Genomic DNA, 13814 nt, shown 5'->3' on the forward strand with positions numbered 1-13814 from the left:
CCTCAGCCCTTGACGCTGATACCGCGGGACTTCAGGTCCTTGACCGTCCACTCCTGCATGTGCGCCAGCAGATCGGTGACCTTCTCCTGCTTGTTCATCACCTTCGCCCAGCCGGTCTGCAGCTCGGTGAACATCGCGGTCCAGTCCGGGCCGAACACCCAGTCCGAGGTGACGGTGTTCAGGCTGTCGGTGACGATCTGCTTCGCGGGCTCGTAGTTCGTGCCGAGCAGCTTGTCGGAGATCGCCTCGGCGACATAGGCATTGCTGTCGGCCAGCGCCGGCATCACACCGTTGCCGGTGGTCGGGCTCGCCATCGTCTTCACGGCACCGGCGTCGGTCGACATCCACAACGCGGCCTCGGCGGCCTGCTGTTGGTGCGCGCACTGCTTCGTCACCAGCGTGACGCCACCGCTCTGGTTGGTCCCGGCGGGCGTCTTGGCGCCCTCGCCCGCGAACGTCGGCCAGGGCGACAGCGCCCACTTGCCGTCGGACTTGGTGAAGTTCTGCACCATGCCCGCCATCTGCCAGGTGGAGATCTGCCGGGTCGCGGTGCCGCCGTTGTCGTAGTTGCGCTGCACGGCCGCGTAGTCCGCGAAGGAGAGCTTGGAGTTGAGGTCGTTGTCGATGATGTCCTGGATCACCTGGGCCGCCTTGAGGCTGCCCGCGTCCTGGAAGTCCACCTTCCAGGAGTTGCCGTCGATGGCGTACCAGTGCGCACCGGCCTGCATGGAGAGGACTTCCAGGGTGCTCGGGTCCTCACCGGCGAAGTTGGTGACCTTGATGCCGTGCTTCTTCAGGACCTTGCCCGCGGCGATGAACTCGTCCCAGGTCGTCGGCGCCTTGAGGCCGTACTTCTTGAAGACGTCCGTGCGGTAGATCGTGAACGCGGGGGCCGAACTGGTCGGCACGCCATAGGACTTGCCCTGCACCTGCGCACTGGCCCACGAGCCCGCGTTGAACTTGTCCTTGTCGGCCGAGACGTACTGCGAGATGTCGGCGAGCGCACCCTGCGAGACCCAGGTGGTCACGTACTCCGCCGTGTTCTGCACCAGGCAGGGCGCGTTGCCGGCCTTGACCGCGTTGGTCAGCTGCTTCTGCATCGTCAACTGGTCGGTGACCTTGGTGTACTTGAGCTTGACGTCCTTGTGGGCGGCGTTGAACGCCTTCACGACCGCGTCCTGCCCGTTGGCCCAGCCCCAGAAGGGGAGGGTGACCGGACCCGAGGACGCCTTGTCTCCCGAGCCGGATCCGCCGCAGGCGGAGAGCAGACCTGTCAGTGCGAGGCCCGCGACGGCTGCACGAGCGAACCTTCTCCGGGGGCTGGTGGAGTTCATCAGACCGTGTTCCTTCGGAAGAGAAGAGGTAGAAACCGGTTGCTGGGAAGGTAGGCAGGATGGTCTGTTCGGAGCAAGAGGTGTGCAGCAAGTTGTTTCGATCGGCCTGGACAGACCCCATCTGGCCAGGGGATTAGGTGGGAAACCGGTTACGTAACGCCTTGGTTCCATGTGCCGGGCCGGTCCCGCAGGGGGGTGCTGAGCCAGTCCCTGTACTAGTCCCGTCGGGCCGGCGGCCGTACCGAGTTCCGTACGACGACATGCGTGCCCAGGACCAGATGGTCGCCGTCGCTGCTTCTACGCCGGCCCGTGCCGCCGCCCTCGCGCCGGTCCGCGACCGCGCGCAGCGCGACCCGGCCCATCTCCTCGTACGGAACGTGCACGGTGGTGAGCTGAGGGGTGAGCTGGGAGGCCAGCGGGATGTCGTCGTAGCCGACGATCGACACGTCCTCGGGCACCCGCAGGCCCGCCGCGCGCAGTGCCTGCATGGCGCCCGCGGCGACCACGTCGGTCCCCGCCAGCACCGCGGTGAAGTCCACGCCCTCCTTCAGGGTGTCCTCCACTGCCTCGTACCCGTGCTCGTAGTCGTACGGACCGTGCCGCACCATCCCCGGGTCGAACGGCACGCCGTACGCCTCGAAGGCCCGTTGCGCGCCCCTCAACCTGCCCTGCGCGGTGCTGAGTTCGGCGTGCCCGGGGAGTACCAGGACGCGGCGGTGGCCCGCCGAGAGGAGGTGGCTGGCCATGGCGTAGGCGCCGCCCTCGTTGTCGTAGTCGACCGTCGTCGCCGGGACGTCGCCCTCCAGTGGCGGGCGGCCGACGAGCACGAGGTGCGAGCCCGCCGCGTCGAGGGAGCGGGCGAAGCGGGCCATGCGGAGCTGGTACTCGTCGACGTCGTACGCGCCGCCGAGCAACACCACGGCGGCTACGCCCTGTTGGCGCATGAGGTTGACCAGCGCGAGTTCACGCTCGGGGTCGTCGCCGGTCGTGCCGACCAGGGAGAGCCAGCCGCGCAGCGTGGCCGCGCCCTCGACTCCCTTGGCCACGTGGGCGAACGCGGCGCCGGTGATGTTGTTGATGAGGATCGCCACCGTGGGCGTACCGCCGCCGGCCAGGGAACGGGCGTGTGCGTTGGTGACGTAGTCCAGGTCGCCGACGACCTTCATCACCCGGCGGCGCAGCTCCTCCGACACCGGGTAGTTGCCGGACAGCACGCGCGAGACGCTCGCCACCGAGACCCCGGCGCGCTCCGCCACGTCCCGGATGGTCGCCCGGCCGATGTCGCCCGACGCCTTGCGCTGACTCACCGTAGCGACTCCTTCACCATGACCGTGTTTCCACCGGGCGCCCTGGGGCCTGCTCCGGCACCGGTCCGGAAACCGTATCCCAAGGTCGTTCCCGGTGCGCCGGCCTGTGGACGGCGCGGATCAGGCGACACGGGTCAGGTCCGCGTGCCGTACCTCGTGGGCCGGTGGCAGGCCCGCGGCCAGGCGCTCCAGCTCGTCGACGACGATGGCGCCGAGCCGCGCCAGCTCGTTGCCGAGGGAGCCCGCGATGTGCGGGGTGAGGAAGACGTTCGGCAGCTTGTACAGGGGAGAGGTGGGTGGCAGTGGCTCGGGTTCGGTGACGTCGAGGATCGCGGTCAGCCGGCCGGACAACAGCTCGTCGGTGAGGGCCTCGTGGTCGATCAGGGCGCCTCGCGAGGTGTTGATCAGGACGCCGCCGTCCCGGATGAGGGCGAGCCGTCCGCGGTCCAGCATGCGCTGTGTCTCGGGGATGTCCGGGGCGTGCAGACTCACGATGTCGCTACCGCTCAACAGGTGGTCCAGCGGCAGGAGTTCGGCCCCCAGCGCGGCGGCCTCGGTGACGCTGACGTAGGGGTCGTGCAGGAGGACCTCGAAGTCGTAGGGCCGTAGCAGTTCCAGCAGTCTGCGGCCCACCCGGGAGGCGCCGATGACGCCGATCCGGCGCCCGAGGTTGCCGATCGGCGCGGTCTCGGCGGGCGTCGGGTACGTGTGCGTGTGCCGGAAGCGTTCCCGCTGGGCGAAGGTGTCCTTCCCGGCGAGAAGGATCATCGCGAGGGTGTACTCGGCGACCGGGAGAGCGTTGCCGGTGACCGCGCTGGAGACGGTCACCCCGCGTTCCCACAGGGCCTCGCCGACCAGCGAACGGACCGAGCCCGCCGCGTGCAGCACGGTCCGCAGCCGGGGTGCCGCCGCCAGCGCGTCGGCGTCGAGGTGCGGGCAGCCCCACCCGGTGATCAGGACCTCGGCCCCGGCCAGGGCCCGGGCGGCCTCGGGTGCGCCGAAGTCCCGTACGACGAGCCCTGGTTCGATCTCGGCGGTCTGCCGGAGCCGGTCCATCAGGGGTGAGGGGAAGAGCAGGGGCAGGTGCACCGGATCCATGGCGAACACGGCCCTCGGCGGCTGGGCGCTGGGCATGACCCTCCCGTACGGAGTAAGAAACGTTTTCTGAAAGCGTCTTCTACCGTAGATCTGCTGTGGAGCGGGGGTCAATCGGTGAGAGAGGGCACAGAAACCGGAAACTGACCCGTCCAGCGGAGTTCGTCCGCCGGAATAGCCGGGCGCGATGTGATGCTCTGATGAGCATGGTTCACGAGCGCGACGAGGAGCTGGTGGGCAGATGAGGGCAGAGCAGCTGAACCCCGTGGTCGGCACCCCCTACGGGTCGGTGCGCGGCCGGTACGAGAACGGAATCGCGGTCTTCCGGGGCATCCCCTACGCGGCACCCCCGATCGGCCCCCGCCGGTTCCGCCCGCCCGTCCCGCCCGAGCCCTGGACCGGAGTGCGCGACGCGCTCGCCTTCGGACCGACCGCGCCGAAACCGCCGTACTCCGAAGCCTTCGCCAAACTGCTCTCCGACCCCGTCGTGCCCGGCGACGACTGCCTCAACCTCAACGTGTGGACCCCGGAACCCGGCCCGGGCGCCCGGCTGCCGGTCATGGTGTGGTTGCACGGCGGCGCGCTCACCCGGGGTTCGTCGGCCGTCCCGGTCTACGACGGACACGCCTTCGCCCGCGACGGAGTCGTGTTCGTCTCGCTCAACTACCGCCTGGGCGTGGAGGGTTACGGCCTCTTCCCGGACGCACCCGCCAACCCCGGCCTGCGCGACCAGCTCGCCGCGCTGCGCTGGGTGCACGAGTCGATCGCGGAGTTCGGCGGCGACCCCGACCGGATCACCCTCTTCGGGCAGTCCGCCGGCGCGATCAGCATCGGCGCCCTGATCGCCGCCCCGCAGGCCCAGGGGCTGGTCCGCCGGGCCGTCCTGCAGAGCGGGCCCCCGGAGGCCTTCGACCGCGACAAGGTACGGCGGATGGTGCGCCGGATGGCGACCCGGCTGAAGATCCCCGCCACCGCCGAGGCCTTCGCCGCCGTGGACCGCGAACTCCTCCTCCGCACCCAGGCCGACGTGGGCAGACTCAGCAGCCCGGTGCTCGGCGGACCCACGTTCGGGATCGTCATCGACGGCGACCTCGTCCCCCGCGACCCGCTGGCGGCGCTTGTCGACGGCGAGGTGGGCCGGGGCGTCGACCTGATGCTGGGCTGGACCCGCGACGAGTACCGGCTGTGGCTGGTCCCCGGCGGCCTCCACGAGCGCGTCGACCGGCTCGGCGCGGTCGCCCTGGCCGGCGCGATGGCCCGCTGCCACTGCGGTGTCGAGGTCCCGCGCGGCTACCGCGCCCTGCACCCCGGCGCCGGCACCGCCGAGACCGTCGGCCAGCTCGTCACCGACCACCTCCTCCGCTACCCGCTGCACCGCCTCGCCGACGCCCGCCCCGGCACCTCCCACGTCTACGAGTTCGCCTGGCCCTCCAACCGCCCCGACCTCGGCTCCTGCCACGCCCTCGAACTCGGCTTCGTCTTCGACACCGGCGAGATCCCCGAGTCCGCCAAACTCGCCGGCCAGGGCGCGCCCCAGGCACTCGCCGACGCCATGCACGGAGCCTGGGTCCGGTTCGCCGTGGACGGCGACCCCGGGTGGCAGACCTGGGACGACACGCACCCGGTCCGCATCTTCGGAGAGGGCGAGCCGTACGTCGCGCACGGGCCGCGCGACCCCGAGTTCGCCCTGTGGGCGGCCGACGCCGTGGCGAAGGCGAAGGAAGCGGCGGTTCCGGCCGAGGGCGCGCCGCCCGCGCGGAGCGCCACCGAACTGCGCTCGGTCGTACGGCGGCTGCGGCGGCCGGGGGATGTGCGGCGGTCGTCGTGAGGGCGGGCGTACGGCGTGGAAACCGGTTGCCCAACGCCGGTCGCCGACAACTGCCGTGCTGACGTAGGTGAATTGGCCGACGCACGCCCCTCGTCCCGCCCCTCGCTCACTGCTACTCTCCGCGCAGGGAACCGGTTGCTGGAGTGTTGCCGCAGGCCCTGAGGGGGTACGCGACGGGCCGGGGGAGGGGCGAGGCGGTACATGACCAGGAAGAGCCAGGACGCGAGCGGGAGCACCATCCGGGATGTGGCGGCCCGTGCCGGGGTGTCCGCGTCCACGGTGTCGCGGGTGCTCGGCGGGGAGTACCCGGTGAGCACGGCGACCCGCACGCGCGTGCTGCGGGCCGTACGCGAACTCGACTACGTCGCCGACGCCCGCGCCAAGGCCGTGGCAGGGGTCGGGACGCCGACCCTCGCCTTCGTCCTGGAGGACATCACGGGACCGTCGTTCGCGCTGATGGCGCACGGCGTGGAGCGCGAGGCGACCCGGCTCGGCCACCTGTGCCTGGTGTGCAGTACGGAGGGCGACGTCCAGCGCGAACTGGACTTCATCGAGACCATGCGCGCCCAGCGCACCGCCGCCGTGATCCTGGTCGGCGGCACCGCCGACACCCCGGAGTACCGCGAGCGCACCCGCCGTATCGCGGACTCGCTGGCATCGGCCGGCTCGCGGCTCGTGCTCTGCGGGCGGCCGCCGCTCGGTCCGGGCGCACCGGTCACGGTCATCGAGTACGACAACGAGGGCGGCGCCTACGCCCTCGTCGCGCACGTCCTGGCCCAGGGCCACCAGCGCGTCCTGTTCCTCGGCGGCAGGCCGGACCAGGCGACCGCGCAGGGCCGTGAACGCGGTTACCTGGCCGCCCATCGCGCCCGGGGTCTCGAACCCGACCCGGACCTCCTGCTCCACGGCGACTTCACCCGCGACTCGGGGCACCGGCTGATGCGCCTCGCCCTGAGCCGGAAACTGGAGTTCACGGCCGTGGTAGCCGCCACCGACATGGTCGCCGCGGGCGCGCTCACCGCGCTGCACGAGGCGGGCCTGGACGTCCCCGGCGATGTTTCGCTGGCCGGTTACGACGACATTCCGTTCGCCCGCGATCTGTACCCCGCCCTGACCACGGTCCATGTCCCCTACGAGGAGCTGGGCCGCCTCGCCGTACGCACCGCGCTGGGGCGCACGGCGGAGTCCCCGGACGAGCACCTGTTGCTGGGCACGCATGTGGTGGTGCGGGACTCGATCGAGGCGGTCACGGTGTAAGCGTCCGCCTGATGGATGCGATTGCCCCCGGTCCCACCCGACAGCACCCCCCGATCAGCCGCGCCCCGGACGCCTGCCACCCCTCCACCTGCTCGGTGGTGAAAGTGGAACGGCCCGTCCACGCACGGGCGTTGGCGTCCCAGGTCTCGCCGCTGTTGGGGTAGACGACGACGGGCTTCCCGGTCACGCGGGCCGCGATCTCGACCGCGCCTTCGACATCCTCCGGGGCGCAGCAGTTGACGCCGACCGCGATGATCTCGTCGGCGTCGGCGGCCAGGGCGAACGCCTCCTCCAGCGGCTGCCCGGCGCGGGTGCGGTCACCCGCGATGGAGTACGACAGCCAGGCGGGCGTCCGCAGTCCGCGCACCGCCCGCAGCAGCGCCTCGGCCTCATCGGCGTCCGGGATCGTCTCGAAGGCCAGCACATCCGGCCCGACGAGATCCAGCACCTCCAGGCGGGGCCGGTGGAAGGCCTCCAGCTCGGCCACACTCAGCCCGTATCGGCCCCGGTACTCGGAGCCGTCCGCGAGCATCGCGCCGTACGGTCCGACCGAGGCCGCCACGTAGAGCGGCCGCCCGATGCCCCGCCGTCCCGCGTCCACCGCCGCGTCGACGGCCAACTCCACGCTCTCGGCGATGAGTTCGGCCGCCCGGTCGTGCTTGATCCCGCGCTTCGCGAAGCCCTCGAAGGTGGCCTGGTAGCTGGAGGTGATCGCCACGTCGGCGCCCGCCTCGTAGTACGCGAGGTGCGCCTCGGCGATCGCCTCGGGCTGGTCCGCGAGCAGTCGCGCCGACCACAGCTCGTCGCTCAGGTCGTGCCCGGCCGCCCCGAGCTGGTTGGACAGACCGCCGTCGAGGACGAGCGTCCCGGCGGCGAGGGCGTCGGCGAGGAGGGGAGCGGTGTCGCTGGTCATGTCTCGACGCTAGTCGATACGGCCGCAGGGCCGGGGCCGCGTCCAGCTGTCGAACGGAATGCCCGGAATGTGGAATGCCTGAGGGATTTCAGAGGGGCGCTAGCCTTGCCCGCATGCTCGACATCGCGGCCACGGGGGCCGAAGCGCGCGAAGTCCTCGGTCACTCCGCCGGATCGGTCGGCGCGGCAACGCTCACCCACAACGCCAAGAACGGTGTCACCGCAGGCGTCTGGGTCATCACAGCGGGCGACCGTTCGGCCGTCCTCAAGGTCCTCACCCGCAGCAAGGACGCCACCGGCCGCTGGGCCGCCTCCGACGACCCCCGCCACTGGAACTACTGGCTGCGCGAGGCGCATGTCTACGAATCCGGGCTCGCGCAGACCTGGCAGCCGTACGGCATCCGCGCGCCCCGGCTGCTCGCCCGGGTCGAACGGGCCGACGGGGACGTCGCGTTGTGGCTTGAGCATGTGCGGGGCGAGCCGGGCACCGCCTGGCCGCTGACCCGCCACATCGAACACGCCCGCCGCCTCGGCGCCGCGCAAGGAGCCGCATCCGTCCCCGACCAACCCTGGTTCTCCCACCGCTTCCTGCGCCAGTACGTCGGCAACAACACGCTCGGCGAGGAACTCCTCGACGACGACGAAGCCTGGCAACAGCCCCTGGTCCGCGACCACTTCCCCGCCGGACTGCGCCACGACATGGTCCGGCTGCACCACGACCGCGAGTGGTTCCTGCAGATCATGGAGGCCCTCCCGCGCGCCTTCAGCCATCTCGACCAGTGGCCCGCCAACGTCCGTTCGCAGGGCCCGGACAGCGTCCTGTTCGACTGGGCCTTCGCCGGCGACGGCGCCCTCGGTGAGGACCTCGGCAACTACCTCCCCGACTCCGTCTTCGACCTGTTCGTCCCGGCCGACCGCCTGCCCGGCTACGCGGCGCGGGCCTACGACGCGTACCTGCACGGCCTCCGCGAGTCGGACAGCCAGGTCGACGAACGGCTCGTACGTCTCGGGGTGTGCGCCTCCGCCGTGAAGTACGACTGGCTCACCGCCCTCATGCTCGCCCGCGCGAGCGAGGAGCGGCAACTGGACTACGGCGGTGAGCGTGCCGTCTCCGCCGAACTCCGCTACCGGGAGCGGGGGTTGGCCCTCGCCTTCCTGGCCGGGTGGGCGGCCGAGGCGCGTGCGCTGGCCCCGCAGCTGGGGTTCCCGGAGGCGCCGAGCGGCCGTTAGCCCTATGCCAGCCCTACGCCGCGTGCTTCCCGCCCCCGCGCCTGCCGCTGCCCCGGGTGCGCCTGGTCGCCGGGACCAACAGGCCGCCGAGCAGGCCGAGTCCGAGTGCGTAGGGCCACCAGCCGAAGCCGTCGCTGCGGGCGGTGTTCGTCGTGCGGGCCTCGGCGAGCGTCGTCCCCGGCGAGGACGTGGGGTGGGTGCTGGGGGAGGGGCTGCTTGCGGTGACGGCGGTCAGGACGACGTCGTTGCCGTCGCCGCCCCGGTAGCTGATGCGGTACGTCGTGTCGGCGAGCTTCAGCTTGCTGCCCTCGCGAAGTCCCTTGAACGCGCCCGTCGTTGAGCCGTGACCCGTGTGGTCGAGGATCGTGACGGTCCGCGCGGGACGCGTCCCGGCGGCCGAGAGGTCCAGGTCACCCGCCAGCCCGACCTTGCCCGCGACCTTCAACGGCTTGTCGCGCAGGACCAGTTCGCCCTTCGCGCTCTGCGTGTAGTTCCCGGTCACGGTGAGGCCGGTCGTCACCAGGCTGTCGTTCGTCACCGAACCCTTCACCGTGCCCACACCGGTTAGATCGGTCGACACACGCAGGCCCGCAGTACCCACGTCCAGCCGCGCACCCGCCGACGTGAGCCGAATCGCCCTGCTGCGGGCGAGAGTTGCCCCCCACCTGAGCGCCAGCGTGCCCTTGGAGACCGTCGTCGTCCCCGTGTACGTCACCGCCGCACCCGTCAGCGTCGTGGTCGCGGCGCCGGACTGGACGAGGGACCCCTTGCCGCTGAGATGGGACAACTGGATGCCGAGTGCCGCATTGCGCAGCACAAGGGTCCCGTCGTCCACGATCCGCCGCTGCTCCGTACCGGTCAGCAGCCCGCCGTCGCCGCCGGGCTTTCCGGACCCCAGTCGCAGCACCGCCCCCTGCTCCACGGTTGTGGAACCGTCGTAGTACTGCGGAGCCGCGAAGGTCACGTCGTTCCCGCGCGTCCCGGCGATCACGATGTCACCGGCACCGGACGCGGCCAGGGTGTCGTGGTACCTGCCGCCGCCGATCGGCGCGCCCAGGGTGACCGGACCGTCGTAGTCGAAGGTCAGCCGGGACCGGACCCCGCTCGCCGCGTGGAGGTTGATGTAGACGGTGTCCTTGGTGCCCGGCATGAAGATCTGGTGGGTGGTGCCGTCGCCCCAATGGACGTTGGCCCCCTCGATGTTGGTGCCGCGCTTGTTCAACTGGTGGGCGATCGCACGCCAGTTGAGGTTCGGGTCGCTGAGTGACGGGTTCGTGTCGCCGCCCTGGTCGCTGTAGCTGTAGTGGCCCGTGAGGACGACCTTGCTGCCGGGTCGGGAGTGGACGTTGACGTCGCTGCCGTACTCCCGTTGGTAGAAGTTCTGGCGCAGGGTGATCGTCTGGTACAGCGGGGTGTCGATGATCCAGGAGCCCTGGTTGAGGATCGCGCGGGCGTTGGGCAGCGCCACCGGGTACTCGGGGCGGCCGACGGCCATGCCGGTGCCGTTGTCAATCACCCCTGAAAACGGGTGAGTTCCGGCGAGGTCGAGCGTGCCCCACATGTTGCGGGGCTGGGTGACCAGGCCCGAGCCGCTGATCGTGCCGATGTTGAAGGTGCGGGTCAGGGAGAGGCGCAGGGTGCCGTCGACCCGGACGTTCAGCTCGTTGAGCTGGTAGCCGGGCGTGCTGTAGGGGAAGTGGCCGATCAGTCCGGTCCCACCGCCCGTGCCGTACTGGAGAGTTGTGCCGCCGGCGACCGTGATCGCGGGCGGGTCCGGGTTGCTGACGGTCGTGTACGGGTGGTTGCCGCCCTGGGTGGTCACCTTCTGCCGCTGCCGGGACGCCGGGAGCGTGAAGTCGCTGTCCTTGGTGAGGATCAGCGTGCCGCCGCCGCGCACGGTCAGCGTGCCCTGGCCGCGGAACACCCCGTCGTACGTCGTCGTCCCGGACGGCACGGTGACCACCGTGTCGCCGGTGAGCGTGACGTCCCGGTTCGCGAGGACGTCGGCGGTCGCGTCGCGGGCACCGGCGGCCGAGGCCGGGGGAGCGCCGACCAGGAAGGCGACGGTCGCGAGGGCGCCTACGGCGGCTGCTGTCTTGCGGGAATGGCTGCGCACGTCATTGGAGACGTGCATCGGCGGCGGCGATAACAGAAATCTCGCCTTCATCTTTGTCACGCGCGACCCGTTGACCTTCCCGTAACACACCCTTACCTTTTCGGCGTTCGTAATGACAGATGGCGTACGAGATACCGAACCAAACCCTGAGTCGTACCTCGAACCCCCCACCGTTCCCCACTCTGTCCCCCCACCTTCGAGAGGCGTCAGATGAGACGTGTGTACGCAATCCTCGTCGCCCTGTGCTGCGTGCTCGCCGCCGCACTGGCGACCGCGGGACCGGCCCAGGCCGCGGCGCAGACCATCACCAACGGCACGCAGTTCACGGACACTTCGGGCAACGCCGTGCACGCGCACGGCGGCGGGGTGATCAAGGTCGGCAGCTACTACTACTGGTTCGGTGAGGACCGCAACGCCGACAACACCTTCAAGTACGTGGACGCCTACCGCTCCACGGACCTGAAGAACTGGGAGTTCCGCAACCACGTCCTGACCCAGTCCAGCGCCTCCGAGCTGGGCACCGCCTACATTGAGCGGCCGAAGGTCATCTACAACGCGTCCACCGGTCAGTTCGTGATGTGGATGCACAAGGAGAACGGCGTCGACTACAGCGAGGCCAAGGCCGCCGTCGCCGTCTCCTCGACCGTGGACGGCAGTTACACCTACCAGGGCAGCTTCCAGCCGCTCGGCGACAACATGTCCCGGGACATCACCACGTTCGTCGACACCGACGGCACCGCCTACATGGTGTCCGCCGCCAACGAGAACTACGACCTGCACATCTACAAGCTCACCGCCGACTACACCGCCATCGACAGCCTGGTCGCCAACCCGTGGGTGGGCGGACACCGCGAGGCACCGGCCCTGTTCAAGCGCAACGGCGTCTACTTCATGCTGACTTCGGGCGCCACCGGCTGGAGCGCCAACCAGCAGCAGTACGCCACCTCCACCAGCATCAGTGGCCCGTGGACGGCGTTCACGAACGTCGGCGACTCGACCGCGTACAACTCGCAGACCGCCTACGTCCTCCCGATCACCGGGACTTCGGGCACCTCGTACCTCTACATGGGCGACCGCTGGGGCAACTCCTTCGGCGGCACCGTCAACGACTCCCGTTACGTGTGGCTGCCGTTGACCTTCCCGACCACGACCTCGATGTCCATGGCGTCCTGGTACCCGGAGGTGTCCATCGACACGGCCGCCGGCACGATCAGCGGGACGAGCGCGACCTACAACACGCTCATCGCGCGGAACAGCAGCAAGTGCGCGGACGTGGCCAACCAGTCGCTGTGGCAGGGCATCGCGATCAGCCAGTACACCTGCAACAGCGGCACCAACCAGAAGTGGTGGTTCAAGGACCTGGGCACCGGCTACTACGAACTCGTAGGCCGGGGCAGCTCGTTGTGCCTCCAGGAGAACTCGACGAACGTCACCCAGGAGAACTGCACCGGCGCCACCACCCAGCAGTGGAGCCTCACCACGTCCGGCAGTTACGTCCTCGTCAAGGCCGCGACGAGCGGCGAGTGCCTGGACGTGTCGGGCGCGTCCACCGCCAACTCCGCCGCGATCATCACCTACACGTGCAGCGGGGCGACCAACCAGCAGTGGACGCGCGGTAGTTGAGCACACGGTTACCGGACAGGGTTCCAACCGTCCGTGCCCGCCAGGTACTTCTGGGCCGTGTAGCTCGCGGCCTGGGAGTCGGTGAGCTGCGGGCGGTTGGAGTTCACCGTCGCGCCCGCGCCGGTGTTCTTGTACTCGAAAAAGCGGGCGTTCTTCCAGGAGTACCCGCTCATGTCCGTCCAGGGCCCGGCGACCTTCACTGCGGCGGGCAACGAGGTCTGGCGGACGACCAGTTGGCCCACCGCGTCCGCCGTCGGGTGCCAGGGGCGGCCCAGGTAGTAGGTGTTGGCCGCCGCCGAGCTGGTCACCGAACTGCCGGTGACGAGGATGCCGTAGGTCTTCGCGGAACTGGTGTTGGGCGCGGAGAGGAAGCCGTTCAGACCGCCCGCCGCGGCACCCGAGTTGCGCAGCTGGATGTTCACCCGGTCGTAGACGGCGGTGGCGTTGCCGAAGACGAAGTCGACGTCGCCGGAGATGAACGACGAGTAGAAGTACTGCCGGTACTGACCAGTGGACGACGGCGACCAGTTGAGGACGGTGTCCTGGCGGCTGATGAACCGGTCGTTGGTGAACGTCTGCCGGTCGCCCTGCGCGGTGATCGCGACGGCCTGGGTGTCGGTGATGTCGGGGTGGGCCGTCTTGTCGAAGGTGTTCTGGACGGTGATCCCGGTGACGGTGAGGCCGCTCGCCGAGAAGGTCGCGACCGAACTGCCCAGCGTCCCGTACTTGTTGCCACTGGAGTCGGTGTAACCGGCGGCCCGGTCGTAGGTGATGACGACGTCCTCGGCGTTGCCGGTGGCGCCCTGGATGGTCAACCCCGTTTTACCGGAAGGCACGTTGACGATCTCGGTGTACGTGCCCTTCGCGACGGAGATGGTGTCACCGGCGGCGGCCGCGTTCACGGCGGCCTGCACAGTGGCGTACTGGCCCGAACCGTCCTTGGCGACGGTGATGACGGTGGCGGCCCGCGCCTGGGTCGCCAGCGACACGGCGACCAGCCCGAGGGCGGCCGCGGTACCGGTCGCCACGGCGGCGGGCCGGCGCCGGGCGGGGGAGCGGCGGTGCGTGTTCGGCTCTGTCATGCCTACAAGTCGCCGTCCCCCGTCCGGGAG

10 protein-coding genes are annotated in these 13814 nt (G+C 70.2%); 4 read left to right on the forward strand and 6 right to left on the reverse strand.

Annotated features, from left to right (window positions below):
* Positions 1 to 2 precede the first annotated feature (2 nt).
* From OG496_RS42400 to OG496_RS42410, 3 genes are all read right to left on the reverse strand, one after another.
* Positions 3 to 1334: an ABC transporter substrate-binding protein gene (locus tag OG496_RS42400; RefSeq protein WP_405974639.1), complete on the reverse strand. Its 1332-nt coding sequence runs from the start codon at positions 1332 to 1334 to the stop codon at positions 3 to 5.
* A 215-nt stretch (positions 1335 to 1549) separates the two neighbouring features.
* Positions 1550 to 2641 carry a LacI family DNA-binding transcriptional regulator gene (locus OG496_RS42405; protein ID WP_366493036.1) on the reverse strand — a complete coding sequence of 364 codons (1092 nt, stop codon included), beginning with the start codon at positions 2639 to 2641 and terminating at the stop codon, positions 1550 to 1552.
* A 120-nt stretch (positions 2642 to 2761) separates the two neighbouring features.
* Positions 2762 to 3775, reverse strand: coding sequence for a hydroxyacid dehydrogenase (locus OG496_RS42410; RefSeq protein WP_366493035.1), 1014 nt, complete (start codon positions 3773 to 3775; stop codon positions 2762 to 2764).
* Between the two features lie 202 nt (positions 3776 to 3977).
* Between OG496_RS42410 and OG496_RS42415 the strand changes: the two genes are divergently transcribed.
* Together OG496_RS42415 and OG496_RS42420 are read left to right on the forward strand one after the other, a co-directional pair.
* The gene (locus OG496_RS42415; RefSeq protein ID WP_405974640.1) at positions 3978 to 5564 is read left to right on the forward strand and encodes a carboxylesterase/lipase family protein; all 1587 of its coding nucleotides are present in this window, start codon (positions 3978 to 3980) and stop codon (positions 5562 to 5564) included.
* A gap of 201 nt (positions 5565 to 5765) precedes the next feature.
* The gene (locus OG496_RS42420) at positions 5766 to 6821 is read left to right on the forward strand and encodes a LacI family DNA-binding transcriptional regulator (RefSeq protein WP_405974641.1); all 1056 of its coding nucleotides are present in this window, start codon (positions 5766 to 5768) and stop codon (positions 6819 to 6821) included.
* On the opposite strand, the gene mmuM is transcribed toward OG496_RS42420, so the two are convergent.
* On the reverse strand, positions 6811 to 7734 hold the full coding sequence (mmuM, locus tag OG496_RS42425; protein ID WP_405974642.1) for a homocysteine S-methyltransferase: 924 nt from the start codon (positions 7732 to 7734) through the stop codon (positions 6811 to 6813). The genes OG496_RS42420 and mmuM overlap by 11 nt on opposite strands.
* Positions 7735 to 7847: 113 nt before the next feature.
* Between mmuM and OG496_RS42430 the strand changes: the two genes are divergently transcribed.
* Positions 7848 to 8963 (forward strand): aminoglycoside phosphotransferase, encoded by a 1116-nt coding sequence (locus OG496_RS42430; protein ID WP_405974643.1) that lies wholly within the window; start codon positions 7848 to 7850, stop codon positions 8961 to 8963.
* A 13-nt stretch (positions 8964 to 8976) separates the two neighbouring features.
* On the opposite strand, the gene OG496_RS42435 is transcribed toward OG496_RS42430, so the two are convergent.
* Positions 8977 to 11097, reverse strand: a complete 2121-nt coding sequence (locus OG496_RS42435; protein WP_405974644.1) for an autotransporter — start codon at positions 11095 to 11097, stop codon at positions 8977 to 8979.
* Positions 11098 to 11289: 192 nt separating this feature from the next.
* On the opposite strand from OG496_RS42435, the gene OG496_RS42440 reads away from it, so the two are divergent.
* Positions 11290 to 12702: an RICIN domain-containing protein gene (locus OG496_RS42440; RefSeq protein WP_405974645.1), complete on the forward strand. Its 1413-nt coding sequence runs from the start codon at positions 11290 to 11292 to the stop codon at positions 12700 to 12702.
* Between the two features lie 8 nt (positions 12703 to 12710).
* On the opposite strand, the gene OG496_RS42445 is transcribed toward OG496_RS42440, so the two are convergent.
* Positions 12711 to 13784, reverse strand: a complete 1074-nt coding sequence (locus OG496_RS42445; protein ID WP_405974646.1) for a pectinesterase family protein — start codon at positions 13782 to 13784, stop codon at positions 12711 to 12713.
* Positions 13785 to 13814 lie beyond the last annotated feature (30 nt).

Source organism: Streptomyces sp. NBC_00988 (assembly GCF_045162645.1).
Classification (GTDB): Bacteria; Actinomycetota; Actinomycetes; order Streptomycetales; family Streptomycetaceae; genus Streptomyces.